The 24,148-nt window shown below is 63.3% G+C and carries 29 protein-coding genes and 1 pseudogene; 20 read left to right on the top strand and 10 right to left on the bottom strand.

From position 1 onward, the window contains the following. Positions 1-2: 2 nt before the first annotated feature. The 14 genes from ACI2KK_RS13575 (at position 3) to recX (ending at position 10,436) form a co-directional block, all read left to right on the top strand. Entirely contained in the window at positions 3-512 is a 510-nt protein-coding gene (locus ACI2KK_RS13575) for a phage major tail tube protein (protein WP_369987757.1), read from the top strand. Positions 513-523: 11 nt separating this feature from the next. Continuing rightward, positions 524-826 (top strand): phage tail assembly protein, encoded by a 303-nt coding sequence (locus tag ACI2KK_RS13570; protein ID WP_404669259.1) that lies wholly within the window; start codon positions 524-526, stop codon positions 824-826. A 125-nt stretch (positions 827-951) separates the two neighbouring features. Then, entirely contained in the window at positions 952-2,610 is a 1,659-nt protein-coding gene (locus ACI2KK_RS13565) for a hypothetical protein (protein ID WP_404669258.1), read from the top strand. A gap of 9 nt (positions 2,611-2,619) precedes the next feature. Then, positions 2,620-3,465: a phage tail protein gene (locus tag ACI2KK_RS13560; RefSeq protein ID WP_217886153.1), complete on the top strand. Its 846-nt coding sequence runs from the start codon at positions 2,620-2,622 to the stop codon at positions 3,463-3,465. Next, positions 3,440-3,646 (top strand): tail protein X, encoded by a 207-nt coding sequence (locus ACI2KK_RS13555; protein ID WP_217839925.1) that lies wholly within the window; start codon positions 3,440-3,442, stop codon positions 3,644-3,646. Before ACI2KK_RS13560 ends, ACI2KK_RS13555 begins: the two co-directional genes overlap by 26 nt. 31 nt (positions 3,647-3,677) lie before the next feature. Beyond that, positions 3,678-4,718, top strand: a complete 1,041-nt coding sequence (locus ACI2KK_RS13550; protein WP_404669257.1) for a phage late control D family protein — start codon at positions 3,678-3,680, stop codon at positions 4,716-4,718. A 166-nt stretch (positions 4,719-4,884) separates the two neighbouring features. Continuing rightward, positions 4,885-5,436, top strand: a complete 552-nt coding sequence (locus tag ACI2KK_RS13545) for a glycoside hydrolase family 19 protein (RefSeq protein WP_404669256.1) — start codon at positions 4,885-4,887, stop codon at positions 5,434-5,436. 133 nt (positions 5,437-5,569) lie between these two features. After that, the gene (locus tag ACI2KK_RS13540; RefSeq protein WP_404669255.1) at positions 5,570-6,154 is read left to right on the top strand and encodes a 2OG-Fe(II) oxygenase; all 585 of its coding nucleotides are present in this window, start codon (positions 5,570-5,572) and stop codon (positions 6,152-6,154) included. A gap of 6 nt (positions 6,155-6,160) precedes the next feature. Next, a complete protein-coding gene (locus ACI2KK_RS13535) occupies positions 6,161-6,979 on the top strand; it encodes a hypothetical protein (protein WP_404669254.1) in 819 nt (272 codons plus the stop codon). Between the two features lie 52 nt (positions 6,980-7,031). Next, entirely contained in the window at positions 7,032-7,571 is a 540-nt protein-coding gene (locus ACI2KK_RS13530) for a hypothetical protein (RefSeq protein WP_404669253.1), read from the top strand. A 212-nt stretch (positions 7,572-7,783) separates the two neighbouring features. Next, positions 7,784-8,245: a lysis system i-spanin subunit Rz gene (locus ACI2KK_RS13525; RefSeq protein WP_404669285.1), complete on the top strand. Its 462-nt coding sequence runs from the start codon at positions 7,784-7,786 to the stop codon at positions 8,243-8,245. Between the two features lie 57 nt (positions 8,246-8,302). Beyond that, on the top strand, positions 8,303-8,785 hold the full coding sequence (locus ACI2KK_RS13520; RefSeq protein WP_369987751.1) for a CinA family protein: 483 nt from the start codon (positions 8,303-8,305) through the stop codon (positions 8,783-8,785). A 104-nt stretch (positions 8,786-8,889) separates the two neighbouring features. Beyond that, positions 8,890-9,957: a recombinase RecA gene (recA, locus tag ACI2KK_RS13515; RefSeq protein WP_217839921.1), complete on the top strand. Its 1,068-nt coding sequence runs from the start codon at positions 8,890-8,892 to the stop codon at positions 9,955-9,957. An 8-nt stretch (positions 9,958-9,965) separates the two neighbouring features. Further along, on the top strand, positions 9,966-10,436 hold the full coding sequence (gene recX, locus ACI2KK_RS13510; protein WP_217886149.1) for a recombination regulator RecX: 471 nt from the start codon (positions 9,966-9,968) through the stop codon (positions 10,434-10,436). A gap of 58 nt (positions 10,437-10,494) precedes the next feature. Here recX and ACI2KK_RS13505 read toward each other — a convergent pair whose 3' ends face one another. After that, entirely contained in the window at positions 10,495-11,613 is a 1,119-nt protein-coding gene (locus ACI2KK_RS13505) for an LOG family protein (RefSeq protein WP_404669252.1), read from the bottom strand. Positions 11,614-11,932: 319 nt separating this feature from the next. On the opposite strand from ACI2KK_RS13505, the gene ACI2KK_RS13500 reads away from it, so the two are divergent. Next, positions 11,933-12,139, top strand: coding sequence for a hypothetical protein (locus ACI2KK_RS13500; protein WP_404669251.1), 207 nt, complete (start codon positions 11,933-11,935; stop codon positions 12,137-12,139). A gap of 1 nt (position 12,140) precedes the next feature. On the opposite strand, the gene ACI2KK_RS13495 is transcribed toward ACI2KK_RS13500, so the two are convergent. Beyond that, positions 12,141-12,563: a quorum-sensing-regulated virulence factor family protein gene (locus ACI2KK_RS13495; RefSeq protein ID WP_217886146.1), complete on the bottom strand. Its 423-nt coding sequence runs from the start codon at positions 12,561-12,563 to the stop codon at positions 12,141-12,143. Between the two features lie 213 nt (positions 12,564-12,776). On the opposite strand from ACI2KK_RS13495, the gene ACI2KK_RS13490 reads away from it, so the two are divergent. The 3 genes from ACI2KK_RS13490 to ACI2KK_RS13480 all read left to right on the top strand — a co-directional run bounded on the left by ACI2KK_RS13490 (position 12,777) and on the right by ACI2KK_RS13480 (position 14,835). Next, positions 12,777-13,487 carry a tRNA-uridine aminocarboxypropyltransferase gene (locus ACI2KK_RS13490; protein WP_404669250.1) on the top strand — a complete coding sequence of 237 codons (711 nt, stop codon included), beginning with the start codon at positions 12,777-12,779 and terminating at the stop codon, positions 13,485-13,487. A 254-nt stretch (positions 13,488-13,741) separates the two neighbouring features. Continuing rightward, positions 13,742-14,392 carry a response regulator transcription factor ErdR gene (erdR, locus tag ACI2KK_RS13485; RefSeq protein ID WP_217839915.1) on the top strand — a complete coding sequence of 217 codons (651 nt, stop codon included), beginning with the start codon at positions 13,742-13,744 and terminating at the stop codon, positions 14,390-14,392. 77 nt (positions 14,393-14,469) lie between these two features. Continuing rightward, positions 14,470-14,835 carry a diacylglycerol kinase gene (locus tag ACI2KK_RS13480; protein WP_023631044.1) on the top strand — a complete coding sequence of 122 codons (366 nt, stop codon included), beginning with the start codon at positions 14,470-14,472 and terminating at the stop codon, positions 14,833-14,835. Between the two features lie 3 nt (positions 14,836-14,838). Here the strand turns inward: ACI2KK_RS13480 and ACI2KK_RS13475 are convergent, their stop codons facing one another. After that, positions 14,839-15,765: a LysR family transcriptional regulator gene (locus ACI2KK_RS13475; RefSeq protein WP_404669249.1), complete on the bottom strand. Its 927-nt coding sequence runs from the start codon at positions 15,763-15,765 to the stop codon at positions 14,839-14,841. 117 nt (positions 15,766-15,882) lie between these two features. Here ACI2KK_RS13475 and fpr point away from each other — a divergent pair, with 117 nt between their 5' ends. Next, positions 15,883-16,662 (top strand): ferredoxin-NADP reductase, encoded by a 780-nt coding sequence (gene fpr, locus ACI2KK_RS13470; protein ID WP_167069020.1) that lies wholly within the window; start codon positions 15,883-15,885, stop codon positions 16,660-16,662. A 286-nt stretch (positions 16,663-16,948) separates the two neighbouring features. On the opposite strand, the gene tsaA is transcribed toward fpr, so the two are convergent. The 7 genes and pseudogenes from tsaA to ACI2KK_RS13435 all read right to left on the bottom strand — a co-directional run bounded on the left by tsaA (position 16,949) and on the right by ACI2KK_RS13435 (position 21,772). Then, positions 16,949-17,644 (bottom strand): tRNA (N6-threonylcarbamoyladenosine(37)-N6)-methyltransferase TrmO, encoded by a 696-nt coding sequence (gene tsaA / locus ACI2KK_RS13465; protein WP_404669248.1) that lies wholly within the window; start codon positions 17,642-17,644, stop codon positions 16,949-16,951. Then, positions 17,644-18,105 carry a DUF1456 family protein gene (locus ACI2KK_RS13460; RefSeq protein ID WP_217839912.1) on the bottom strand — a complete coding sequence of 154 codons (462 nt, stop codon included), beginning with the start codon at positions 18,103-18,105 and terminating at the stop codon, positions 17,644-17,646. Before ACI2KK_RS13460 ends, tsaA begins: the two co-directional genes overlap by 1 nt. Positions 18,106-18,156: 51 nt before the next feature. Then, positions 18,157-18,867 (bottom strand): rRNA pseudouridine synthase, encoded by a 711-nt coding sequence (locus ACI2KK_RS13455; RefSeq protein WP_404669247.1) that lies wholly within the window; start codon positions 18,865-18,867, stop codon positions 18,157-18,159. A gap of 98 nt (positions 18,868-18,965) precedes the next feature. Then, positions 18,966-19,424 carry a GNAT family N-acetyltransferase gene (locus ACI2KK_RS13450; RefSeq protein ID WP_404669246.1) on the bottom strand — a complete coding sequence of 153 codons (459 nt, stop codon included), beginning with the start codon at positions 19,422-19,424 and terminating at the stop codon, positions 18,966-18,968. A gap of 83 nt (positions 19,425-19,507) precedes the next feature. Next, positions 19,508-20,839 carry a 30S ribosomal protein S12 methylthiotransferase RimO gene (gene rimO / locus ACI2KK_RS13445; protein ID WP_404669245.1) on the bottom strand — a complete coding sequence of 444 codons (1,332 nt, stop codon included), beginning with the start codon at positions 20,837-20,839 and terminating at the stop codon, positions 19,508-19,510. Between the two features lie 282 nt (positions 20,840-21,121). Further along, positions 21,122-21,454: an addiction module antidote protein gene (locus ACI2KK_RS13440; RefSeq protein ID WP_404669244.1), complete on the bottom strand. Its 333-nt coding sequence runs from the start codon at positions 21,452-21,454 to the stop codon at positions 21,122-21,124. A 1-nt stretch (position 21,455) separates the two neighbouring features. Continuing rightward, positions 21,456-21,772: pseudogene (locus ACI2KK_RS13435) on the bottom strand (type II toxin-antitoxin system RelE/ParE family toxin). Between the two features lie 368 nt (positions 21,773-22,140). Between ACI2KK_RS13435 and ACI2KK_RS13430 the strand changes: the two are divergent. Further along, positions 22,141-24,039, top strand: a complete 1,899-nt coding sequence (locus tag ACI2KK_RS13430; RefSeq protein WP_404669243.1) for a potassium transporter Kup — start codon at positions 22,141-22,143, stop codon at positions 24,037-24,039. Positions 24,040-24,148: the final 109 nt, after the last annotated feature.

Raw genomic sequence — 24,148 nt, 5'->3', positions numbered from 1 at the left:
ACATGGCAATGATTCCCGAAACACTGGCCAACCTGAACCTGTTCGTCGATGGCGTGAGCTTCCAGGGCGACGTGCCCAGCCTGACCCTGCCCAAGCTCACCCTGAAAATGGAAGAGTACCGCCCAGGCGGCATGGACATGCCGGTCGAGATGGACCAGGGCATGGAAAAGCAAGAAGCCGCCTTCACCACCACCGGCGTGCGCCGCGAGGCGCTGAAGTTCTTCGGCCTGGCCGACGGCAACGGCTTCAACGGCACCTTCCGCGGCGCCTTCAAGGGCCTCAAGGGCCAGATCAACCCGGTGGTGGTGACCCTGCGCGGCACCCTTAAAGAAATCGACATGGGCGACTGGAAGTCCGGCGACAAGGCCGAGATCAAGCACGGCATCAGCGTCACCTACTACAAGCTGGAAGTCGACGGCCGCCTGATCTACGAGATCGACGCCATTGGCATGAAGCGGGTGATTGACGGCACCGACCAACTGGCCGCCCAGCGCGCCGCCCTGGGCTTGTAAGGAGGCTGCACATGGCTCAAGCGAAAAAGCTTCCGCAGTGGCTGAACCTCGACGCCGAGCGCGTCACCGTGCGCCTGTCGCGGCCCAGCGAGGCCAACGGCGTGCAGGTCGACAGCCTGTCGCTGCGCGCCCCCACCGTGCGTGACATCCGCAACGCCCAGGCGGGCGGCGCCAAGGACGACGAGCAGCGCGAACTGAACCTGTTCGCCTCGCTTGCCGAAGTCGGCGTCAAGGACCTCGAGGGCCTGGCCCTTAAGGACTACAGCCGCCTGCAAGCCGGCTACTTTCGCCTGGTGCAGGACGACGAGCTTTGACCCTGCCCGGCAGAAGGCCGCCGCCCGGCGGCTGGCCACGGAGCTGAACTTTTCCGCGAGCGAAATCATGAGCATGTCGTACCCCGACATGCTCTGGTGGCTCGCGCCGTGACAAGGAGGAACGCATGGCGAACACACAAGTGTTCAACCTCGGCGTCACCGCCATTCCCTCGCTTGGCAGCGCGCTCGACGCGCTGCGCAGGCAGGCGGATGGCATCCGGCTGGGGCGGTTGATCGGCGAGGTCATCCGCCTGGGGCTGGAACTGGACAAGGTGCGTTTGGTGGAACGGCAGCTCACCACCGAACAGGCCTGGGCGCACGAGGATCAGATTGACCGGCTGCGCCGTGAAGGGGATGAGGTCGAGCGCTTGCGCAGGCGGTATCTGGCGCTTGGGCGCAAGCCGATCGAGCTGCGCTTGCTGCTTACCTTTGCCAAAGCGCAAAACGGCGAGACCCCTGATTACTCGCGCGAAGCGCGTGAGGCCCGTTTGCGTGAAGGCATGCAGCCGGCGCCGAGCGAGGTGGGTGATGAGGCGCGCGGGCCTGGCTTCAATGGCGGCCAGGTGCCGATGGAGACGGCGAGTTCGGCACTCAAGGCTGGGGCACTGGCCGTGGGCGTCACCGCAGGTGCTGCCGCGACAGGCGCATTGTCCTATGTGGGCTACAAGAAATTGCCTGCCCATCTTCAGGCCAGCGTTCGCGAGTCCGCCATTGATGGTGGGCCTAAGGCTTTGGCCAAAGGATTGGTGGCGCTTCGTGAAGAAACCGGCGAAGAGAGGGCCAAAGGCGTGGGCGCCGCGTTTGGTGAGCTGGCCGGCGGTGTATTGGGAACCCTGTTGGGGGCAGTGACAAAGAACGAAAAGGCCAAGAAATACGGCGGGGAGATGGGCGAGCTGATCGGCGAAAGCCTTGGCGGATCTATCGGTACCACGCTTTACGGATGGTTCTCCAGCAAGCCTGAAGACAAGGCTGATACCGCCAAGGACGGCAAGGGCACCACCTCATCTACCCCTCAAGCAAAAGTAAAAGGCAGTGCTGCGGGTGAGGTTGAGGAGGAAGAGGAGGAAGAAGAAGAGGAGGAGGAAGAAGGGGAGGAACTGGACGAGGAACGGCTATTCGCGCAGGAAGCGTTAGAAGCGCAGGAAGCGAAACCAGAGTCGGCAACCGGCTCTCTTTTGCTTGGGGCTACCTCGCTCGTCAGTTCGATGGGCAAGGCCGGTGCAGCCCCCGCTGGCGCATCACTGGCACGCCGGGCCATGGGCCGTGTGCCGGGCTTGTCCTTGCTCGCCACCGGCCTGCAATTGGCCGACACCTACAACAGCGATGCCACGCCCGAGCAAAAGCTCGAAGGCTACGGCACGGCCGTTGGTGGTTTGGGCGGCGGCCTGGCCGGTGCAGCTGCCGGTGCGGCCATTGGCTCGGTGGTACCGGTGGTCGGCACGCTGATCGGTGGCCTGATCGGTGGCGCGCTCGGCAGCATGGGCGGGGAGAGCATCGGCGGCTTGCTGGGCAAGGCGCTGGGCTCGAGCAGCGACGACACGCCAGCCGTACCAAGCGCAGCGGTTCAACCCGCAGCGGCTCCAGCGGCAGCGGCGCCAACCCCGCCTGCGCCGATCAACCAGCAGTTCACCTTCACCGCCAACATGCCCGTCACCCTCACCAACAGCCTCTCTGACCCCAGCGTGTTGCAGCAGTTGGAAGCCATCGCGCGCCGGCAGTTGGAAGAGCTGATGCGTCAGGCCCGTTCGGTGCAACTGGCCGATACCCCACACATTGCACTCTAAGGAGCATCCATGACCTATCTGGAGCAGCTGCAAGCCACGCTGCACGCCCTGGTCGAGGCGGGGGAGGCGGGGCGTCGACGGGTCGACGCCATGCTCGACCCGATGAACGAGGCCATCGACCACGTGCAGGGCGCGGTCACCGAGCTTGAGGGCCTGCCGGTGGTTGGCCCGATCATCGGCGCCAAGCTGCAACGCGCCATGCGCGCCATCGACCGGGCCCAGGCGCGGGTGGCCAAGGTGGTGGCCAAGTACGACCAGGCGGTGGCGGTGGTGCGCCAGGTGCGCGAGCGCATCGATGCCTTTGCCGGCCACGTGGCCAAGGCCACCGCGGCGGTGCGCCGGGTGGTGGGGGAGGTGCGTGCCACGGTCAGCGGCGTGCTGCAGACCCTGGGCTTCGCCCCCGAGGCCACCCCGGCCGCCGAGGCGGTCAAACCGTTCCCGCACTTGTTGGTGCTGCAACCGCTGAAGGCGGGCGCGGCGCCGTACTACTTCAACCTCGACACCGCCGCCTTCGACCAGTTGCGCCGGCAGACGCGCTTTCGCTGGGCCGGGCAGGAACGCCTCGGCCGCGAGGGCGCGCAGCAGGCGGTCAGCCTGGGCGAGGAGAACATCAGCATTCGCGGTGCCATTTTCCCCGGCTTCAAGGGCGGGCTCGGCCAGTTGCAAACCTTGCGCAGCATCGGTCGGCAACTGCTGCCGCTGTCGCTGACCACAGGCTACGGCGAGGTGCTCGGCAACTGGTGCCTGACCAGCATCGAGGAGGACCAGAGCCTGCTGCAGGCCGGCGGCATTCCACGCAAACAAGGCTTTTCACTGGAGTTCGTAAGCTATGGCCAGGACCTGCAAAACCTCTGAGGGCGATGTGCTCGACACCCTCTGCCAGCACTACTACGGGCACCTGGCCGGCACAGTCGAGGCGGTGCTGGATGCCAACCAGGGCCTGGCAGACGAAGCACAGCCGTTTCGCGCCGGGGTGATGATCGTGTTGCCGGAGCTGCCGGCGCCGGCCAGCGACACCCTTCAACTATGGGACTGACAAATATGGGAGTGACAAAGGAGGCGCAGCCATGAAACCTGTATTCAGCATCCAGGCCGACGGCAAGGACATCACCACGCTGATCAACGACCGCCTGCTGCTGATGCGCACCACCGACAAACCGGGCCTGGAGGCGGACGAGTTCGAGTTGCGCATCGATGCCCGCGACGGCGCCCTGGCGCTGCCGGCCCGTGGCGCGGTGCTGGCGGTGCACCTGGGTTATGCCGGGCAGGCGCTGAGCCTGCTGGGGCGTTACACCGTCGATGAGGTCGAGCTGTCCGGCCCGCCGGACACCCTGGTGATCCGCGGCAAGGCCAGCGACCTGCGTGGCTCGGGCAAGACCATCCGCAGCGGCAGTTGGGAGGGCGCCACGCTGCAACGCATCGTCGCCGACCTGGCCGCGCGCAACGGCTGGCAGGCGGTGTGCCCGGTGGCCACGGTGATACCGCGCATCGACCAGTACAGCGAGTCGGACTTCAACTTCATCACCCGCGTCGCCCGCCAGTACGACTGCACCGCCAAGCTCGCCAACGGCCAACTGCTGGTGTTGCCGCGCCAGGCGGGCAAGAGCGCCAGCGGCCAGGCGTTGGGGGTGGTGACGCTCAAGCGCGAAGAGGTCAGCCAGTGGCAGTTTCGCCTGGCCGACCGCACCACCCACAAGGCCGTGCGCACCCGCCACCAGGACAGCGCCAGTGGCCGCCTGCAGGCGGTCGAGCTGGGCAACGAGCAAGCGCCGGACGGCTTGCAGCCGGTGTACACCGACCGCCACCTGTACCCCAACCGCGCAGCTGCCGAGCAGGCCGCCCGCGCGCGCCTGGCCAGCTTCAACCGCGACACCGCCAGCGTGCGCCTGGACCTGCCCGGGCGCACCGACCTGTTCGCCGAGCGCAGCATCGAGGTGCGCGGCTTCATGGCCGGGCTGGACGGCGCGTACCTGATCGAGTCGGTGGAGCAGGTGTTCACCAGCAGCGGCTGGCGCACCACCGTGCAATGCAACGGCGGCCAGCAGGGCAAGGCCCGGGCCAAGGGCAGCGCGACGCGCCAGGCCGGTACGCTCAAAGCCCAGGGCTGAACCTGCGGGCGCTGTTTCTCGCCCGCGCTTCTTGTGGTCGGCACGGGTAACCCAGGGCCGTCTCGTCACCAGCAATGAAAGCCTCGCGCTTCAACCCATCGCCCCTGAGCGACCCCGCCGGCGGCTGCGGCCGCCGTTCGACCAGACAGCAAAGGAGCTTGCACCCATGGTGCTGACCGCCAGGCAACTGAGTGACATCTACCCCCTCGCCGGCCAACGGGTCGCGGTATTTTTGCCCGCGCTCAACGAGGCCATGGCCCGTTGGGAAATCGACCACCCCAAGCGCGCCGCGGCGTTTCTCGCCCAGGTCGGGCATGAGTCCGGCCAGCTGCGCTACGTCAAGGAGCTGGGTGGCGAGCGCTACCTGGCCCGCTACGACACCGGCAGCCTGGCCCGACGCCTGGGCAATACGCCGGAGGCCGACGGCGACGGCCAGCTGTATTGCGGCCGTGGCCTGATCCAGGTGACCGGGCGCAACAACTACCAGGCTTGCAGCCGCGCGCTGTTCGGCGACGAACGCCTGCTGGCGCAGCCGCAAATGCTCGAGCAACCGCGTTGGGCGTGCGAGTCGGCGGCGTGGTTCTGGCAGTCGCGCGGGCTCAATGCGCTGGCTGACCAGGGTGAGTTCAACCGCATCACCCGGCACATCAATGGCGGGCTGAACGGGCTTACCGAGCGTTTACAACTGTGGGCGCGGGCGCGGGAGGTGCTGTGCTGAAAACTGAAAAGCCCGAAGTACACACACATGGCTGACTTAAAATACTGTGTGATACGACTTCCAACTGCCTCCAATGGGCCAACGATTTTAGCTTGGGTTCCTCGTATCCATAGCCGTCGAGGAATGTCTGATAATGAGCGAAATCATAGCCAGCAGAGATATTTGTATTATTGATGAGGGCGTAACCCCGGCAGAACATCAATCACTGCTAGGGGTTCTGAGCAAGTCAGTATGGCGATATGGGTGGCCCTATCCCTACGCCCCACTCGATCGACCATGCTGGCATAGCTTCATTGCGGGAAGCGGCCGTGACGAGCGTGCGGATTGTGAGCAGGAGCTCAAGGGAAATCCCGATTGGGGCTTTCTCGTAGAGTGCTGGCAACGCATAAAATTGGCGCATATGCCAGACGCTACGCTACTGGGCGTTTATGCAAACGGGCAGACGGCCGGGCAGGATGGCCCGATCCACAGAGATAACAGGCCTCAGGACCCAGGACGCACCATCATGTTGTTCTGCAATGACCATTGGGCAAGTTGCTGGGGCGGGGAGTTGGTCTTTTTCAATCATGATAAAGACTCGATAATCATGTCAGTCCAACCTAAACCCCGGCGCATTGTTATTTTTAACGGCGAAATTCCCCATGCTGCGCGCTCACCGTCGGTGAGTTGTAACCAGCTGCGGATGTCTGTGGCTTTTAAAACCCTGATCAAGGAGTGATGGGGGATGTCTGGAAAAGTGGAGTTGTTTGTTGGTTACGTTGATAAAGGCGTGACGGCAGGGGCTGGCGGTACGTCAGTGGTTGACCAGTTCAATAGTGATAAATCCGGATTCGCCCTGGTGAATCAGGGGGCTCAGACCGCGGCGGTGGTCGCTGGCGTGACATCGATAGTGAAGTTAACGGACGGGTTCGTTCCGTTTTTAAATGTCGCGACCCACACGCTGGCAGGCACTGTTACGTTTTTGAAGATTTCGGCTGACTACAAGACAAATCAAACGTTTCAGGCCGGCGATGTCATTAATTTGGTGGGGAATGTGGCTGGTGTGCTGGGTGGTATGACTCTGTTGGCGGGGTTTCCTGTGGTTGCCACCGCTTTTACAGCTGTTGCTATCGGTGTAAATGTGTACTCCATTTATAACTCCGGTCTGGTAGGGAATATTCACGAAACTCTCGTGAGGCCAGTATGGGAGCAATACTTCCAGTCCGCCGGGGATGCATCGATTTCGGGTCACAGGGTTGCCCCAGATTTAAAACTTGTGCACATTACAGAAATTCAAAAAGCCTATAGTCAAAAAACTGCAGTTGTCCATTGGGACCCTGGCAGCCACTCTACGGTCATCGCCAGCGCGCAGCATGATCGCTACATAAATGTGAAACCAAATGTGACGGGCGGCGGCGCGGGCTATGTGGATACGGGGCAGTTTGGCACGGGGCAGATAGTCGATATTCCTTTGGTGTTTCCACTACCAGAACCCTCAGGATGGAGCATTGACATCAGCATTGAATCCATCAACGGTCGTCCAGGCGTGGACCGGTATCATTGAGTTTCGTGGTAGGTTCTAAACCTTGATCGGGAGTTCGGATGAAGGCGTAGTGATGGTATCGTTCGGTAAGCAATTTGCAGCCGGCTCGGCAACGTTTAAATTTCTGACCCTGTTTTTTCTAGGGTTCGTTTTGTTGGCAGGTGTCGGGTTGTTTTATGGCGGTCGGGTGAGTTATCTCACGCCCGACCTTGAGAAACTTGTTTCACATGAAGGCCGCATCAGGGGATACCCTGACACAGTGAAACACCATGCTGATGTTTTAATAATGGGTGTGGGTTTCGAATGGAAGGGCGAGGCCGTACGACAGCGCATATACGCTTATCGGGAACTCTATGAGCGGAGCGGGTTGCGTATGGGTTCCAGGGTTCGTCTGCTGGTTGAAGAAACGCCGGTTGGCATTCTGGTTCGAGAAGTTGAAACGCAGGATGGGGTCGTTATTTTCAACGATGCCCTTAACTATCAGGTCAGTCGTTGGCTAAATGAACAGGCAGATCGAGTGGCGACTTTGGGTGTTATGACCGCCGCTGGTGTTTTCGTCTTAGCCTTCGTCTTGGGCTGGCGCGATCGACGCATCATCTTCCGCCGCACTTAACCTGTCACCCAAAGCTAACCAGCCTTTCATAATTTTTGTGTCCCCGCCCTCCAGGGACTCTATGAACGCTGCTTGGGAGGCCGTTCTATGTTGGAAAAACTTCAATCGTCAGGGCTTATCAATCAAGGTTCACACCAAGAAAGCAAAGTTTTGAGTGAACGTGGAGAGTTGCTGTGCTGAGCCGCTTGCAACTGGCCCTCTGCGCGTTGCTCATGGCCCTGGCGGCAACGCTCGCCTGGCACGCCCAGGCCTGGCGTTACGGGCGCTTGCTGGCGCAGCAGGAGCAGGCCCTGGTGCAGCAGCGCCTGGACCAGGCCGAGGCGCTGCACAACCTGCTGCTGGCCGAGCGCGAGCAGCGTCTTTCATTGGAGCAGCGCCTGCATGACAGCGAAGCACAACATTTCAAGGAGCTTACCGATGCCCAGGATGCCCAGGCTCGCCTGCGTGATCGCCTTGCTACTAGCGACCTGCGGTTGTCGGTCCTGGTCGAGCGCAGCGCCGGTTGCGCCGCAATGCCTGCCACCGCCGGCGCCGGCGGCGTGGATGATGGCCCCGTACGCGCCCGACTTGACCCGGCGCATGCTCGACGAATTATCGCCATCACCGACGCCGGCGACCGGGGGCTGATTGCCCTGCGCGCCTGCCAGGCCTACGTGCGGGCGCTGGCGCGCTAGGCTTGCCAGCGCGGGCGAGGGTGGTAGGGTAGGGCGCATTGTCGCCAGGAGCCTGCCATGGACCCGATCACCGCTCTTTCCACCCGCCTGGGTGAACACCTGCGCCGTTTCAACGCCCAGGTGAGCACCGCCGAATCCTGCACCGGCGGCGGGATCGCCGAAGCGATCACCCGCATTCCCGGCAGCTCGGCCTGGTTCGAGGCCGGCTATGTCACTTACTCCAACGCTCAGAAGACCCGCCAGTTGGGTGTGCCGGCCCCGCTGTTCGGCGAGGTCGGGGCGGTCAGCCAGGAGGTGGTCGAAGCCATGGTGCGCGGCGCGCAAGCTGCAAGCGGTGCACGTTTTGCCGTGGCGGTCAGCGGTGTGGCCGGGCCTGACGGCGGCTCGCCGGCCAAACCGGTGGGCACCGTGTGGCTGGCATGGGCCGACGGCAACCATGTCAGCAGCGAGCGGCGGCACTTCGACGGTGACCGCGAAGCGGTGCGTCGACAAACGGTAATCGCCGCGTTAGACGGCTTGTTACAGCTTGGTGCGGAGTAATTCGCCCGGCGGGGGTTTGCCAAAACGAATCCCTGTGGAATAATACTGGCTACTTATACAGGTATTCCGGCCGTCAGGGCCAAGTCGAACACGTGAGGATTTCAATGGACGACAACAAGAAGCGCGCCTTGGCTGCGGCCCTGGGTCAGATCGAACGCCAATTCGGCAAAGGCGCGGTCATGCGCATGGGCGACCACGAGCGCCAAGGCATTCCAGCCATCTCCACCGGCTCCCTGGGCCTGGACATCGCCCTGGGCATTGGCGGTCTGCCAAAAGGCCGTATCGTCGAGATCTACGGCCCGGAATCCTCCGGTAAAACCACGCTGACCTTGTCGGTCATCGCCGAAGCCCAGAAGAACGGCGCCACTTGCGCCTTCGTCGACGCCGAGCACGCTCTCGACCCTGAATACGCCGGCAAGCTGGGCGTCAACGTCGACGACCTGCTGGTCTCGCAGCCGGACACCGGCGAGCAGGCCCTGGAAATCACCGACATGCTGGTGCGTTCCAACGCCGTTGACGTGATCATCGTCGACTCCGTTGCCGCCCTGGTACCCAAGGCCGAGATCGAAGGCGAGATGGGCGACATGCACGTCGGCCTGCAGGCCCGCCTGATGTCCCAGGCGCTGCGCAAAATCACCGGCAACATCAAGAACGCCAACTGCCTGGTCATCTTCATCAACCAGATCCGTATGAAGATCGGCGTGATGTTCGGCAGCCCGGAAACCACCACCGGTGGTAACGCCCTGAAGTTCTACGCTTCGGTTCGCCTGGACATTCGCCGTACCGGCGCGGTCAAGGAAGGTGACGAGGTGGTCGGCAGCGAAACCCGTGTCAAAATCGTCAAGAACAAGGTCTCGCCACCTTTCCGTCAGGCCGAGTTCCAAATTCTTTACGGCAAGGGCATCTACCGCAACGGCGAAATCATCGACCTGGGTGTATCCCAGGGCCTGGTGGAAAAATCCGGTGCCTGGTACGCCTACCAAGGCAACAAGATCGGTCAGGGCAAAGCCAACGCGGCCAAGTACCTGCAAGAGAACCCGGCCATTGGCGCCGAGATCGAGAAGCAAATCCGCGACAAGCTGCTGACCAGCGCTGCTGTAACCGCAGAAGGCAAAGCCGCAGCCGCCCAGGCTGATGCTGACGATCTGGCTGACGCTGACGCCGGTTACTGATCGGCCCCATGCCTGCCGTACTCGACAACCCCGTCGCCGTCCGGCGGGCAGCCATGGACCTGCTCGCACGCCGCGAGCATGGTCGCGTGGAGCTGACGCGCAAGCTGCGTCAGCGCGGTGCCATCGATGAACTGATCGAGCCTGCGCTCGATCGGCTTGCCGAAGAAGGGCTGCTTAGCGAAGCCCGCTACCTGGAAAGCTTCATCCGTTACCGTTCAAATGCTGGCTACGGCCCCGCGCGTATTCGCGAGGAGCTGGGGCAGCGCGGTCTGGTGCGTGGCGATATCGACCAGGCCTTGCGCGAAAGCGAAGTGGACTGGGGCGAGCGCCTGCGGGATGTGTGGCAACGCAAGTTCGCCGGGCAGCGCCCGCAAGACCCGCGCAGCCGCGCCCAGCAGACGCGGTTTCTCGTCTACCGTGGTTTCTCCATGGAGATGGTCGGCCGGCTGCTCAACGGCCGCGACTTGGACGACTACTGACCAATGCCCTGTACGGGCTGGCACCACCCGGTGCCAGCCCGTACAGGGCATTTTGCGTTCAGCTCACTTTCAACGCTTCCCGCGCTCGCTGGGTGGTGTGCATGGGCTGGGGTTTCGCCCAGTTTTCCGGCAGGTTGATGAAGTCCACCAGCTCGCGCAGGCGCCCCTGGTCACGGCCATTGAAAGCAAAGGTCAGGCGCGTCAGGTGGCTGTAGTTGCCTTCTTCGTGTTCGGCGCCGCTGTCGGCCTGCTGGTGGTAGCGCCCGCTCAGGCGCAGGTCGGCAAAACCCTCCTCGATATCGTGCAGTGCGGCCTCGCTCAGGCGGTGGTGCATGCGCACCACGAACTGGTTTTTCAGCCAGCGACTGGAGTGGTAGTTGCTGTAGAACTGCCTGATCTCGTCCACCGCCTCGTCGGCGCTGTGGGCCATGCGCACCAGCTTCAGGTCGCTGGGCAGGATGTAGCGGTTCTCTTCGAGCTGGCGGCTGATGAAGGCCAGCGCGTCCTGCCAGAAGCTGCCGCCAGGGGAGTCGAGCAGCACCACCGGCACCAGTGGGCTCTTGCCGGTCTGGATTAGGGTCAGCACTTCCAGTGCCTCGTCCAGGGTGCCGAAGCCGCCCGGGCACAGTACCAGGGCGTCGGCCTCCTTGACGAAGAACAGCTTGCGAATGAAGAAAAAGTGAAACGGCAGCAGCTTGTCGGTGCCGTCGACCGTGGCGTTGGCGTGCTGTTCGAAGGGCAGGGTGATGTTGAAGCCCAGGCTGTGGTCGCTGCCGGCGCCTTCGTGGGCGGCGGCCATGATGCCGCCGCCGGCACCGGTGATGACCATCAGCTCGGCGCGGGCCAGCGTTGCGCCCAGTTCGCGGGCCAGGGCGTACATCGGGTGCTCGACGGGCGTGCGTGCCGAGCCGAACACCGTGACTTTGCGCCGGCCCTTGTAGTGCTCGAGGGTGCGGAACGAATGGTCGAGTTCGCGCAGGGCCTGCAATGTGATCTTGGCGTTCCAGCGGTTACCGTCGTCGTGGGCCATGCGCAGGATGGTCAGCATCATGTCGCGGTACAGCGGCAGGTTGGGGCTGTTGGGGGCGACCAGTTGCAGTTGCTCGTCGACCTTGCCCAGGTCGATGCCATGCTCGCGAAAGTGTTCGAGCAGGCGTTCGTTCGGTTGGTACGGCATTCAACGTCTCCTTCTGCAGCAAAACCTCTGACCGGGCCGATGGCGTGTCCCGGCCGCGACACTGCGTGTGTCGCAGGCTGCTTGGCTCGAGTGTGCACTGCGAGCATTGCAGTAGGCCTTCAAGGCCGTGTTGCAGGGGTAAAGTCCATCCATTTTCGTTGTTTTGATCGAAACGCATTGTGGCAGGCGTTCGCTTTCAATCTAGACCCTGGGGCGGGTTCGTGCCGCTGTCGCAAGCCATTCGTCAGATGGGATCCAATAATTGATCGGCTTTGATTAACTGAAAGGCACAGGGGCTCGATGCGCAGGAGGTAACGCCATGCATCGGCTGGTGATCGAGGTGGAGGCGCAGCTGTATGGGGAGTTGCTGGAGGCGGCCCAGGGCAATCGCCTGAGCCTGGAGGAGGAGTGCTTGCGCCGGTTGCAGGGCGTGCAGCCGCATTCGCGCTACTTGCAGGCCTTGCTGGCCGGTTTGCGCGCCGATGAGGAGCAGCGGCGCGCCAGTGCCAGTGATCAGGTTGCCTGAATCACTTCTTCTTGTTGCCGGCCGTGCAACTGGCAGCGTCGAAGGCCTGATCCATGATCGGTTGGTTGGTCTTGTAGACCGTGAAGCGGTACACCAGCACGGCGCCCTTGGACATCAGGTTGCGGTAGCCGTTGTTGCGGCACACGCTGTCGCCCAGTTGGCTGCGCACTTGCTCAGGGTTGGCCTGCATGCGCTCGGCGTGGCTTTCGCGCACGCTCAGGTGGTTGACCAGCGCCTTGCCCTTTTCAACGGTGTAGCCCTGGTCGAGGATGTCTTCATTGATGGCTCGCGGGGTGCCGACGCTGCTTTCCTTGGCGACCTTCTGCAGCGTCTGGGTCAGCTCGTACTCCTGCTTGGAGGCGGCCTGGGCGGCCAGCGGCAGGGCGAGCAGCAGGCTCAGGGTCGGGACGATAAGACGCAGCATGAATCTCTCCTGGTTCGATGACTGGCGCTTTGACCTGCGCCGGCGGGCGGCGTTCCATGAAACCGGCAGGTTTCGCGGCCACCAAAGCCTGCGATTATAAAGGAGCCGCCGGCACCGCTGCACGGCAAAAGAGGCCGGCTCTGGTAGACTGGCGCTTTGTTATCGCCGAGTCACACCTGTGCCCACCCCATCCCCCTTCCAAGGCCTGCGGCCATGAGCCACGCCGTAGCGCGCCTGCGCGCCGAACGCCTGGCCCGCAGCGTCAAACCCTTCGTTGCCCGTGGTTCGCGCGCCGAACGCTGCCCCGACTGCCGGGTCATCGCCACCCACTGCCTGTGTGCCTGGAAGCCTCGGGTACAGGCCGACTCTGGCGTGTGCCTGCTGATGCATGACACCGAGCCGTTGAAGCCGACCAACACCGGCTGGCTGATCGCCGACCTGATCGAAGACACCGCTGCCTTCGGCTGGCTGCGCACCTCGGTAGACGAGCGCCTGCTGGCGCTGCTCGACGACCCGCAGTGGCAGCCCTATATCGTCTTCCCTGGCGAGTTCGTCGCCCAGGAGCGCGTGGTCACCCAGGTGCAGCGCGAGCCGGGCAAGCGCCCGTTGTTCATCCTGCTCGACGCCACCTGGACCGAAGCACGCAAGATGTTCCGCAAGAGCCCGTACCTGGACCGTTTCCCGGTATTGAGCCTTGAAGCGGAGCAGATGTCGCGCTACCGCCTGCGCCGCTCCAAGCGCGACGATCACTTCTGCACCGCAGAAGTGGCCGCCATGTGCCTGGACCTGGCCGGCGACAACCAGGCCTCCCAGGCGCTGGACGCCTACCTTGACCTGTTCAGCCTGCACTACCTGAGCGGCAAGCGCCGCCTGGCGTTGGACGAGCAGGACGAGGTACATCAGCGCCTGCATACCTTCCTATAGTCCAAGGGGCAAGCGCGACGGATTGGTTCATACTGTCGGGGCTGGCAGCCAGGGTGGGCGGTACGACCGGGCAATTGGCTTGACCACCCGGGGCGTGCTGGTCATCCTTGGCGCCGCTTCAGGCGCGACGAAGCTGCTGTTACCCCGGCCTTCGCCGTGCCATCCCGGCCGACGGCCCTGCCGTACGCGCCATGAGTTGCCCGCCAGGCGTTGCCATACCCCCGCGCCTGGCACAGAACAGGATCCATAGATCGATGGCCACATACGAAATCCTGATTGCCGATGACCACCCGTTGTTCCGCAGCGCCATGCGCCAGGCCGTTACCCTCGGTTTGGGCTCTGACGTGCGCCTGGTCGAGGTGGCGAGCATCGCCGAGCTGGAAACCCGCCTGGGCGAAAAAGCCGACTGGGACCTGGTCCTGCTGGACCTGAACATGCCCGGTGCCTACGGTTTTTCCGGGCTGGTGCTGTTGCGCGGGCAATACCCGCAAATTCCGGTGGTGATGGTCTCGGCCCAGGAAGAAGCGGCAGTGGTGGTCAAGTCGCGCGAATTCGGTGCCAGCGGCTTCATCCCCAAGTCCAGCGACCTGAACGTCATCCAGGATGCGGTCAAGAAGGTGCTCGACGGCGAAGTGTGGTGGCCGCCACAGGCATTCGAGAAGGTCGATGTGTCGGCCGAGGCCAAGGCTGCCAGCGAAGGCCTGGCCAGCCTCACGCCGCAGCAGTTCCGGGTGCTGACCATGGTCTGCGAAGGCCTGCTGAACAAGCAGATCGCCTACGAGCTGAGTGTGTCGGAAGCGACCATCAAGGCCCACGTCACGGCGATCTTCCGCAAGCTGGGCGTGCGTACCCGTACCCAGGCCGCGCTGCTGCTGCAACAACTTGAATCGGTTTCGGCCAGCTAAGTCCCTGCGCCTTCACGCTTTTTTGACCCCGGTTGAACTAGCCTGCTGGCCTTTTCTAGGTGAAGTGACTGACACACATGTCGCCATTCAAGGGCCAGACCGGCCTCAAACGTATCTTCAATGCCGCCGGCTATTCGCTGGACGGCCTGCGCGCGGCGTTCAAGGGCGAGGCCGCGTTCCGCCAGCTGGTGCTGGTCAACGTGCTGCTCATCCCCACGGCCTTCTGGCTGCCGGTGAGCCGCGCCGAGCGCGCAATCCTGATTGCGGTGTGCCTGCTGGGCTTGATCGTCGAGCTGCTCAACTCGGCGGTGGAGGCGGCCATCGACCGCATCTCGCTGGACCGCCACCCGCTGTCGAAAAATGCCAAGGACATGGGCAGCGCCGCGCAGCTGGTGGCCATGAGCATGGTGGCGCTGGTGTGGGGCGTGATCCTGCTCGGCTGATGCTCAGGCAATCGGCGGCAATACAATTTCGTCGCTGCGGCTGACGCCTGCGGTGAAGCTGCGGCACAGTTCGAGGAATTCGCGCATGGCCGAGGTCTGGTACTTCTGCTTGTGCCAGATGAAATAGAACTGCCGCGCCAGGTCCAGTGCCGGGGTTTCCACCGGCACCAGGCTGCCACGGCGGAACGCATCGCGCAGGGCCAGGCGCGAGATGCAGCCTATGCCCAACCCCGATTCCACGGCGCGCTTGATCGCCTCGGTGTGCTCGAGCTCAAGGCGGATGTTCAGGTTGGCGCGGTGGTGACGCATGGCCTGGTCGAAGGTCAGGCGCGTACCCGAACCCTGCTCACGCAGAATCCACGCTTCATGGGCCAATTGCTCGATGCCGGCATGGCCGACCTTGGCCAGCGGGTGCTGCGGCGCGCAGAACACCACCAATTCATCCTCCACCCACGGCTGCACTTCGATGTTGGGGTGGTTGCAATCGCCCTCGATCAGACCCAGATCAATTTCGTAATGGGCCACCTGCTGCACAATATGCGCAGTGTTCTGCACGTGCAGCTTCACCTGGCTCTCCGGGTGCACCTGCATGAAGCTGCCGATCAGCAGCGTGGCCAGGTAGTTGCCGATGGTCAGGGTGGCGCCCACCGCCAGCGAGCCGAAACCGGACTTGCCGTTGAGCAGGTCTTCGATTTCCTTGGCCTGGTCGAGCAGTGCCACGGCCTGGGGCAGCAGTTGATGGCCCAGGGCGTTGAGGCTCAGGCGCTTGCCGGCGCGGTCGAACAGCTGGCAGCTGGACTGGCGCTCAAGCTCAGTGATAGAGGTGCTGGCCGCCGATTGCGACAAGGCCAGCACGCCAGCGGCTCGAGAGACGCTTTGGTGCTGGGCGACGGCAACGAAGACCTGAAGCTGACGAAGTGTGAATCGCATATCTATATAACCGATAACACATATCTTGATAATTCAGTTAACAGATATTGTCGCTGCCCCTAAACTATCGCGCAACTGCGCGTTTTGCGCGCTGCGTTTTTCTTCAGGAGCCCCTAGATGAGCAACATGAACCACGAACGTGTCCTCAGTGTTCACCACTGGAACGACACCCTGTTCAGCTTCAAGTGCACCCGCGACCCGGGGCTGCGCTTCGAGAACGGTCAGTTCGTGATGATCGGCCTGCAGCAGGAAAGCGGCCGTCCGCTCATGCGCGCCTATTCCATCGCGTCGCCAAACTGGGAAGAGCACCTGGAGTTCTTCAGCATCAAGGTGCCGGACGGCCCGCTGACCTCGCAGCTGCAGCACCTCAAGGAAGGCGACGAGATCATCATCAGCAAGAAGCCTACCGGCACGCTGGTACTCGACGACCTGAATCCGGGCAAGCACCTGTACCTGCTGAGCACTGGCACTGGCCTGGCGCCGTTCATGAGCGTCATCCAGGACCCGGAAACCTACGAGCGTTTCGAGAAGGTCATCCTGGTGCACGGCGTGCGCTACGTGAACGAAGTGGCCTACCGCGAGTTCATCACCGAGCACCTGCCGCAGAACGAGTTCTTCGGTGAGGCTGTGCGTGACAAGCTGATCTACTACCCCACCGTCACCCGTGAGCCGTTCGAGAACCAGGGCCGCCTGACCGACCTGATGCGCAGCGGCAAGCTGTTCAGCGACATCGGCCTGCCACCGATCAACCCGCAGGACGACCGCGCGATGATCTGCGGCAGCCCGAGCATGCTCGACGAGACCAGCGAAGTGCTCGACAGCTTCGGCCTGAAAGTCTCCGCCCGCATGCGCGAGCCAGGCGACTACCTGATCGAGCGTGCTTTCGTCGAGAAGTAAGGCGAGTGTGGTAACGCAAAAACGCAGCCCTGGGGCTGCGTTTTTTTTTGCCTGTGAGAAGTGAGTTGGCTGTGCCGGCCCTTTCGCGGGCAAGCCCGCTCCCACAGTGATCACACAATAATCAGGCCAGTGTTGTACCTGTAGGAGCCGGCTTGCCGGCGATGAGGCCAGTGCAGGCAGCACAAGAAAGTTGCCCGCACAGAGTCTTCGCTGGACTCGAATGTGGCGCCTTGCCTGTGGGAGCGGGCTTGCCCGCGAAGAGGCCAGTGCAGCAAGCCCCCGAACCTCAGCCCTCGCGCACAACCTCCAGCACCCGGATCACATCCGGCTGCGGGTACTGCCAGCGCACCTGCACATCCCAGAACCTGACCCCATATACCCGCTCCGGCGGCGGCACCTGGTAGGCCGGGCGTGGGTCCTGGGCCAGGCACTGTTCGATCAGCTCCACCAGCGGCTCACCCAGGCGCAGTGCATGCTCGCGGGCCTGGGGCAGGGCGCTGTCACTCCAGTGCACGGCAATCGGCTGCGGCGCCCCGTCGGCCATCTGATTGGTGGCATCGGCCACGCTGTCGGCGTAGGGCACGTACGGCTTGATATCCAGCACCGGGGTGCCATCCAGCAGATCGATGCCCGACAGCAGCAAGCGCCCAGGCTCCACGCCCTCCAGGCGCACCACCGACTGGCCGATGCCATTGGGCCGGTGGGTGGCGCGGGTGGCGAACACGCCCATGCTCTTGTTGCCGCCCAGGCGTGGCGGGCGCACCTTCAGGCGCGGCTTGTCTTCCAGTGCCTGGTGGAACAAAAACAGCAGCCACACATGGCTGACCTGCTCAAGGCCCGCCACCGCGTCGCCCTGGTCGAACGGTGGCAGCAGCTCCAGCACGCCTCGTGCGGCCGGCGCCAGCTGCGGCTGGCGCGGAATGGCGAACTTCTCCTTGAAGCAGGAGCGCACGATGCCGACCGGCGAGACGCTGTGCTGCATCAGCCGCGCACGCGCAGGGTCAGGCCCTTGAGGAAGTTGCGCAGCAGCTGGTCGCCGCACGGGCGGTAGTTGTCGTGGCCGACCTTGCGGAACAGTGCGCTCAGCTCAGGTTTGGACACCGGGAAATTGACCGACTTGAGCACCACGTGCAGGTCGTCTTCTTTAAGCTCGAAGGCCACCCGCAGCTTCTTGAGCACGGTGTTGTTGGTCACCGGCAATTCGATCGGCTGCGGCGGGCGGCTGTCGTCACGGCCGCGGCGGTGGATCACCAGGCCGTCGAGAAAGTGCGCCATGACCTTGTCCGGGCACGCCACGTAGCCGGGCTCTTCTTCTTTTTTCACGTAACCGGCGATGGCTTCGGCGGTCACTTGCATCCCGCTCAGACCGATGATTTCGGCCATCTTCTGGTCGTTTGCCTTGAGCATATAGCGCAGGCTGCGCATTACATCGTTGTGGTTCATTGACGCCAATCCTGTTCTGATGCCGCGCGGTCCTGCGCGGCGGGGTATCGCTTAAAAACGTTCGCTGCCAACCAGGTACCGCCACTGGCCCTGGGCCAGCTTGCCCATCGACACGCCGCCCAGGCGGATACGGCGCATGCCCAGCACCTTGAGCCCGGCGGTTTCGCACAGGGCCTCGATCACCCCGGGCTGCGGGTTTTTCAACACCATGCGCAGGTGCTGCTCGTTCTGCCAACTGGCCTTGGCCTTCGGCAGCTCGACGCCCTTGCGCTCCACACCGCGGGCCAGGCGCTCCAGCGCACCGGGTTTGGCCTCGCCGCTGACCTGGACGATGTACTCCTGCTCCATGCGGCGCAGGTCGGCGTCCAGCTTGCGGGTGACCCGCCAGTCCTGGGTGAACACCTGCAGGCCGCTGGCGCCGGGCAGCAGCGGGGCGATGCAAGCCTGGCGGGTGAAGTGGCCGTGCAGCGGGCGCACGCCTTCGCGGTGGGTTTCGCTGAGGCTGGCCATACCGATGCCGGCCTGAGCCGTTGCGGTGCCTTGGCCGGCGGGTTGGTGCAGCAGCAGGGTGACTGGCTCAAGGGCTTCGGCGCGGGCGCCGGGCAGCAGCTCGACACGCTGCTCGCCGACCTTGAACTGGGGTTGCTCGACCACCTCGCCATCGACCGTGACCCAGCCTCCTTCGATATACAGTTCGGCCTCTCGGCGGGAGCAGCCAAGCTGTTCGATGAGGCGTTTGGACAGGCGGATGGGGTCGGACATGGACAATGGTTTCGCAAGGCGGGGAAAGGCCACATTGTACCTGCCCCGGCGAGGTTGCGGCTGCAAATCGGTGTCATTCACGCCATTTTGCCCAAGCGTCAGGCCGCAGTACGTGCCAGGCGCATGTGCAGCAAGGGGTAGGGCTGGCCCAGGCCGTCGGTGGCTGAGCGGCCGACCACCTCGAAGCCTTCGTGCAGGTAGAAGCCCAGGGCCTGGGGGTTCTGTTCGTTGACGTCGAGGCGTTCGGCATTGAGTTCGGCCACGGCATGGCGTAGCAGGCGCTGGCCGACGCCCTGGCCACGGTATTCGGGGGCGACGAAGAGCATGTCGACCCGGCCATTGGCCACGCCGGCAAAACCAAGGATGTGCCGCTGACGGTCCTTGCAGCAGACCAGCATCACCGCATCCAGGTATTTGCGCAGGACATGCTCGCGCAACACCAGAATGTAGCTTTCGGGGAGAAAGTCATGGGTAGCGCGGACCGAGGCTTCCCAGACTGCAACCAGTTCGGGGTAGTCGCTGTAGCGCGGGGTCTGCAGGGTCAGCGTCGGACGCATCTGTGTTTTCCTCCATGATCATGGAGGAAAACATAGATGCAAACGCGGGGAATTGCGTTGGATGCCGGTTTGCAGCCGTTGGCTCAGACCGGCTCGGCCCACATGTCGTACTCGTCGGCATCGACCACGCGGCAACGCACCTTGTCGCCTGGCTTGAAGCCATGGTCGCCATCGATGAACACGCTGCCGTCGATTTCCGGGGCATCGAAGAAGCTGCGGCCAACCGAGCCTTGGTCCTCGACTTCGTCGATCAGTACTTCGATCTCTTTGCCGATGCGCAGTTGCAGGCGTGCGGCGCTGATCGCCTGCTGGTGGGCCATGAAGCGGTCCCAGCGGTCCTGCTTGATGTCGTCCGGCACTTCGTCCAGGCCCAGGTCGTTGGCCGGGGCGCCTTCGACCGGCGAGTACTGGAAGCAACCCACACGGTCGAGCTGGGCTTCGGTCAGCCAGTCGAGCAGGTACTGGAAGTCTTCTTCGGTTTCACCCGGGAAGCCGACGATGAAGGTGGAGCGGATCACCAGCTCAGGGCACTGCTCGCGCCAGTTCTTGATGCGCGCCAGGGTGCGGTCTTCGAAGGCCGGGCGCTTCATCGACTTGAGCACTTTGGGGCTGGCGTGCTGGAACGGGATGTCCAGGTACGGCAGGATCTTGCCGGCGGCCATCAGCGGGATCACGTCGTCGACGTTCGGGTACGGGTACACGTAGTGCAGGCGCACCCAGGCGCCGAGGCTGCTCAGGGCCTCGCACAGCTCGAGCATGCGAGTCTTGACCGGGCGGCCGTTCCAGAAGTCGGTCTTGTATTTGACGTCCACGCCGTAGGCGCTGGTGTCCTGGGAGATCACCAGGATCTCCTTGACGCCGGCCTTGACCAGGCGCTCGGCCTCGCTCAGCACTTCACCCACCGGGCGGCTGACCAGCTTGCCGCGCATCGACGGGATGATGCAGAAGCTGCAACTGTGGTTGCAGCCTTCGGAAATCTTCAGGTAGGCGTAGTGACGCGGGGTCAGCTTGACGCCCTGTGGCGGTACCAGGTCGATTAGCGGGTTGTGGTCCTGGCGCGGTGGCACCACTTCGTGCACGGCGTTGACCACCTGCTCGTACTGCTGCGGGCCACTCACCGACAGCACGCTTGGGTGCACGTCACGGATGTTGCCTTCTTCGACGCCCATGCAGCCGGTCACGATGACCTTGCCGTTTTCCTTGATTGCCTCGCCGATGACTTCCAGCGACTCGGCCTTGGCGCTGTCGATGAAGCCGCAGGTGTTGACCACCACCACGTCGGCGTCCTCGTAGGTGGGCACGACTTCATAGCCTTCCATGCGCAGCTGGGTAAGGATGCGCTCGGAATCGACCAGGGCCTTGGGGCAACCCAGCGAAACGAAGCCGACCTTGGGGATGGCGTTGGTGGTGGACATGACTAACCTCGGTATTGAATGCAGCCCGCCCGGCCGGTAACGGGGGCGATCCTGTCGGGCGCTTTAGGCGCCTCTGATCAAAAAGTGCGCAATTCTAGCGAGCGCAAAGGCGCTTGACCAGCACAAATGCGACGAACGCTGTGCCATTGTTCCGGGCCCTGGGCAGCCTTGCCTGCGCTGTGCCTGTAATGCGCCAGAGCGGGGCGCTTATGCTGTGTTGTAGCGAAGGCTTAAAGCAGCGCCCCGGCATGGGCCGGGGCAGTTTGATGTTGGGCGACGAGGTCATTCGCACGCTTGTTCAGCTTTATGCGAGACCACTTTGGACATGCCGACCCCCAGCGCCTGAAGCACTTTCAGTACGGTGGAGAGTTTCGGGTCACCGCCTGCTGCGAGCGAGCGGTACAGGTTTGGGCGTGCCAGGCCGGTGTTTTGCGAGAGGTTGCTCATGCCGCCGCGTGCCTCGGCGATACGCCGAATGGCGAGGAGGAAGGTGTCTTCGCCACCCGGTTCGTCGATGTCCTCGAGCGCGGCCGCGAGGTATTCGATGGCAAAGCCCTCGTCTTCACGCAGCATGCTGAGCACGCTGTCTTCGTGGGAGCGGGTGCGGGCAGTCATTTCAGTTCACCTTGTGATATTTCCAGAGGGCCTTGGCCTGATCGATGTCCCTTTGCTGTTTGTCTTTGGCGCCGCCACCCAGCAGGAAAATGACCTTGCGACCCTGGACCGCGTAGTACACGCGAAAGCCAGGCCCAAAATTGATCTTCATTTCAAACACGCCATCACCTACCGGCTCAACATCGCAGAAGTGGCCAAGGGATGCGCGGTCCACCCGTGTGGTGATCTTGGCTTTGCAGCGCTTGTCGCGCACGGTATCGAGCCAGGCCTGATAGATGTCCACTCCATGGAAGACAGGACGTGCTCCACGTCATACATGCAGAATGTACCTTAAAAAAGACAGGTGGGTGATTGCATATTCTTATCGGCCTGGGCGCATCCCCAAAAAAGAAACGAACACCCGCCGGCTTCGGAAAAGTCTAGTGACTGGCCTGAAGCGAGGTGGTCGAAAGCGCAGGCGAGAGTTGAACTGATTGTTACCGGGCCAGAACTGGTGTTGCAGGTCCGGTAGTGGGCTAACCTCGCTAATGCAAGCTGGCCAGCAGGTGAGCACCGGCGACGAGCTTGAGCAGCAGAAATACGCCGTACGCTGCGCTATGCTTCGCGCCGTTGCGTCGGGGCACCAGTCAGGCCCCGCGCCCAAGTGAATTCAATGGGTCTTCAAAGGCCTTCTGCGGGAGTGGTCGATGGTTCAGGCAAGCAGTCACGCCGAGGGCGGGCAGGGGGCTACACGCTCGTTCGGCCTGCTGGTGGCAGCTGTTGGGGTGGTCTATGGCGATATCGGTACCAGCCCGTTGTACACCCTCAAAGAGGTCTTCACCGGCGGCTACGGGGTGCCGGTCAACCATGACGGGGTGCTGGGGATCCTCTCGCTGATCCTCTGGTCGCTGCTGTGGGTGGTGTCGTTCAAGTACGTGATGTTCATCCTGCGCGCCGACAACCAGGGGGAGGGCGGCACCATGGCGCTGACCGCGCTGGCGCGGCGGGCCACGGCCAATTACCCGAAGCTGCGCACGCTGATGGTGATCTGCGGGCTGATTGGTGCCTCGCTGTTCTACGGTGACAGCATGATCACCCCGGCGGTGTCGGTGCTGTCGGCGGTGGAGGGCATGGGCCTGGCCTTCGATGGCATCGACCACTGGGTGGTGCCGATCTCGCTGGTGGTGCTGGTGGCGCTGTTTCTGGTGCAAAAGCATGGTACCGAGAAGATCGGCAAGCTGTTCGGCCCGATCATGGTCACCTGGTTCGTGGTGCTGGGGGCGCTGGGGGTGCATGGCATCTCTCAGAGCCCCGAGGTGCTCAAGGCCTTCAACCCGGGCTGGGCGCTGAACTTCTTCATTGTCCACCCTGGCATGGGCGTGGCCATTCTCGGGGCGGTGGTGCTGGCGCTGACCGGTGCCGAGGCGCTGTATGCCGACATGGGTCACTTCGGCCGCAAGCCGATCGCCCGCGCCTGGTTTGCTCTGGTGCTGCCGGCGCTGGTGCTCAATTATTTCGGCCAGGGTGCGATGCTGCTGCAAAACCCCGAGGCTGCGCGCAACCCGTTCTACCTGCTGGCGCCGAGCTGGGCGTTGCTGCCCTTGGTGGGCCTGGCCACCATGGCCACGGTGATCGCCTCGCAGGCGGTGATCTCGGGGGCCTTCTCCCTGACCCGCCAGGCCATTCAGCTGGGCTACATCCCGCGCATGCAGATCCAGCACACCTCCAGTGATGAGCAGGGGCAGATCTACATCGGCGCGGTGAACTGGACGCTGATGGTCGGCGTGGTGCTGCTGGTGGTCGGCTTCGAGTCGTCCGGCGCCCTGGCAGCGGCCTATGGCGTGGCGGTGACGGGCACCATGCTGATGACCACCATTCTGGTATCGGCGGTGATGTTGCTGCTGTGGAAGTGGCCGCCGCTGCTGGCGGTGCCGATTTTGCTCGGTTTCCTGCTGGTGGATGGCCTGTTCTTTGCCGCCAACGTGCCGAAGATCGTCCAGGGCGGCGCCTTCCCGGTACTGGCCGGTGGAGTGTTGTTCCTGTTGATGAGTACCTGGAAGCGCGGCAAGCAGATCCTGGTCGAGCGTATCGATGAAGGCGGGCTGCCGTTGCCGGTGTTCATCAGCAGCATCCGTGTGCAGCCGCCGCACCGGGTCGAGGGCACTGCGGTGTTCCTGACTGCCCGGCCGGACGCCGTGCCCCATGCGCTGTTGCACAACATGCTGCACAACCAGGTGCTGCACAGCCAGGTGGTGTTGCTGACGGTGGTCAGCGAGGACCGGCCGCGGGTGCCGGAGAGCGAACGCTTCGAGGTGGAGGCCTACGGCGACGGGTTCTTCCGTGTGCTGTTGCACTTTGGCTTCATGGACGAGCCGGACGTACCGGCGGCGTTGAAGCTGTGCCACCTGGACGAGCTGGACTTCAGCCCGATGCGTACCACCTACTTCCTCAGCCGGGAGACGGTGATCGCTTCGCGTTTGGAGGGGATGTCGCGCTGGCGCGGCAACCTGTTCGCGTTCCTGCTGAAGAACGCCAACGGCAACCTGAGGTTCTTCAACCTGCCGCTTAACCGGGTGATCGAGTTGGGAACCCAGGTCGAAATCTGATTGGGCCAGGGGCTGCTGCAGCCCCTGGCGAGTGACCCGTCCCTGCCAGTGGCCACTGCCTTGTGATAGCTGTGCGGGCCTCATCGCCGGCAAGCCGGCTCCTACAGGT

This window comes from Pseudomonas sp. NPDC089406, from assembly GCF_044900265.1.
In the GTDB taxonomy this organism is placed as follows: domain Bacteria; phylum Pseudomonadota; class Gammaproteobacteria; order Pseudomonadales; family Pseudomonadaceae; genus Aquipseudomonas; species Aquipseudomonas fakonensis.
The sequence above is the reverse complement of the archived record's forward strand: the minus strand, read 5'-3'. Positions and strand labels throughout refer to the sequence as shown.

Bases quoted from the DNA above. Each gene is read 5' to 3' on its own strand.
- recX (WP_217886149.1), top strand. From the start codon at position 9,966: ATGCCTGCCGTACTCGACAACCCCGTCGCCGTCCGGCGGGCAGCCATG.
- ACI2KK_RS13555 (WP_217839925.1), top strand. From the start codon at position 3,440: ATGGCCAGGACCTGCAAAACCTCTGAGGGCGATGTGCTCGACACCCTC.
- ACI2KK_RS13480 (WP_023631044.1), top strand. From the start codon at position 14,470: ATGTCGCCATTCAAGGGCCAGACCGGCCTCAAACGTATCTTCAATGCC.
- ACI2KK_RS13505 (WP_404669252.1), bottom strand. From the start codon at position 11,613: ATGCCGTACCAACCGAACGAACGCCTGCTCGAACACTTTCGCGAGCAT.
- ACI2KK_RS13475 (WP_404669249.1), bottom strand. From the start codon at position 15,765: ATGCGATTCACACTTCGTCAGCTTCAGGTCTTCGTTGCCGTCGCCCAG.
- ACI2KK_RS13560 (WP_217886153.1), top strand. From the start codon at position 2,620: ATGACCTATCTGGAGCAGCTGCAAGCCACGCTGCACGCCCTGGTCGAG.
- ACI2KK_RS13535 (WP_404669254.1), top strand. From the start codon at position 6,161: ATGTCTGGAAAAGTGGAGTTGTTTGTTGGTTACGTTGATAAAGGCGTG.
- ACI2KK_RS13460 (WP_217839912.1), bottom strand. From the start codon at position 18,105: ATGAACCACAACGATGTAATGCGCAGCCTGCGCTATATGCTCAAGGCA.
- ACI2KK_RS13440 (WP_404669244.1), bottom strand. From the start codon at position 21,454: ATGACTGCCCGCACCCGCTCCCACGAAGACAGCGTGCTCAGCATGCTG.
- ACI2KK_RS13525 (WP_404669285.1), top strand. From the start codon at position 7,784: ATGGCCCTGGCGGCAACGCTCGCCTGGCACGCCCAGGCCTGGCGTTAC.
- ACI2KK_RS13495 (WP_217886146.1), bottom strand. From the start codon at position 12,563: ATGCTGCGTCTTATCGTCCCGACCCTGAGCCTGCTGCTCGCCCTGCCG.
- fpr (WP_167069020.1), top strand. From the start codon at position 15,883: ATGAGCAACATGAACCACGAACGTGTCCTCAGTGTTCACCACTGGAAC.
- ACI2KK_RS13500 (WP_404669251.1), top strand. From the start codon at position 11,933: ATGCATCGGCTGGTGATCGAGGTGGAGGCGCAGCTGTATGGGGAGTTG.
- ACI2KK_RS13490 (WP_404669250.1), top strand. From the start codon at position 12,777: ATGAGCCACGCCGTAGCGCGCCTGCGCGCCGAACGCCTGGCCCGCAGC.
- ACI2KK_RS13550 (WP_404669257.1), top strand. From the start codon at position 3,678: ATGAAACCTGTATTCAGCATCCAGGCCGACGGCAAGGACATCACCACG.
- ACI2KK_RS13570 (WP_404669259.1), top strand. From the start codon at position 524: ATGGCTCAAGCGAAAAAGCTTCCGCAGTGGCTGAACCTCGACGCCGAG.
- ACI2KK_RS13575 (WP_369987757.1), top strand. From the start codon at position 3: ATGGCAATGATTCCCGAAACACTGGCCAACCTGAACCTGTTCGTCGAT.
- recA (WP_217839921.1), top strand. From the start codon at position 8,890: ATGGACGACAACAAGAAGCGCGCCTTGGCTGCGGCCCTGGGTCAGATC.
- tsaA (WP_404669248.1), bottom strand. From the start codon at position 17,644: ATGCAGCACAGCGTCTCGCCGGTCGGCATCGTGCGCTCCTGCTTCAAG.
- ACI2KK_RS13520 (WP_369987751.1), top strand. From the start codon at position 8,303: ATGGACCCGATCACCGCTCTTTCCACCCGCCTGGGTGAACACCTGCGC.
- ACI2KK_RS13450 (WP_404669246.1), bottom strand. From the start codon at position 19,424: ATGCGTCCGACGCTGACCCTGCAGACCCCGCGCTACAGCGACTACCCC.
- rimO (WP_404669245.1), bottom strand. From the start codon at position 20,839: ATGTCCACCACCAACGCCATCCCCAAGGTCGGCTTCGTTTCGCTGGGT.
- ACI2KK_RS13530 (WP_404669253.1), top strand. From the start codon at position 7,032: ATGGTATCGTTCGGTAAGCAATTTGCAGCCGGCTCGGCAACGTTTAAA.
- ACI2KK_RS13565 (WP_404669258.1), top strand. From the start codon at position 952: ATGGCGAACACACAAGTGTTCAACCTCGGCGTCACCGCCATTCCCTCG.
- ACI2KK_RS13540 (WP_404669255.1), top strand. From the start codon at position 5,570: ATGAGCGAAATCATAGCCAGCAGAGATATTTGTATTATTGATGAGGGC.
- ACI2KK_RS13545 (WP_404669256.1), top strand. From the start codon at position 4,885: ATGGTGCTGACCGCCAGGCAACTGAGTGACATCTACCCCCTCGCCGGC.
- ACI2KK_RS13455 (WP_404669247.1), bottom strand. From the start codon at position 18,867: ATGTCCGACCCCATCCGCCTGTCCAAACGCCTCATCGAACAGCTTGGC.
- erdR (WP_217839915.1), top strand. From the start codon at position 13,742: ATGGCCACATACGAAATCCTGATTGCCGATGACCACCCGTTGTTCCGC.
- ACI2KK_RS13430 (WP_404669243.1), top strand. From the start codon at position 22,141: ATGGTTCAGGCAAGCAGTCACGCCGAGGGCGGGCAGGGGGCTACACGC.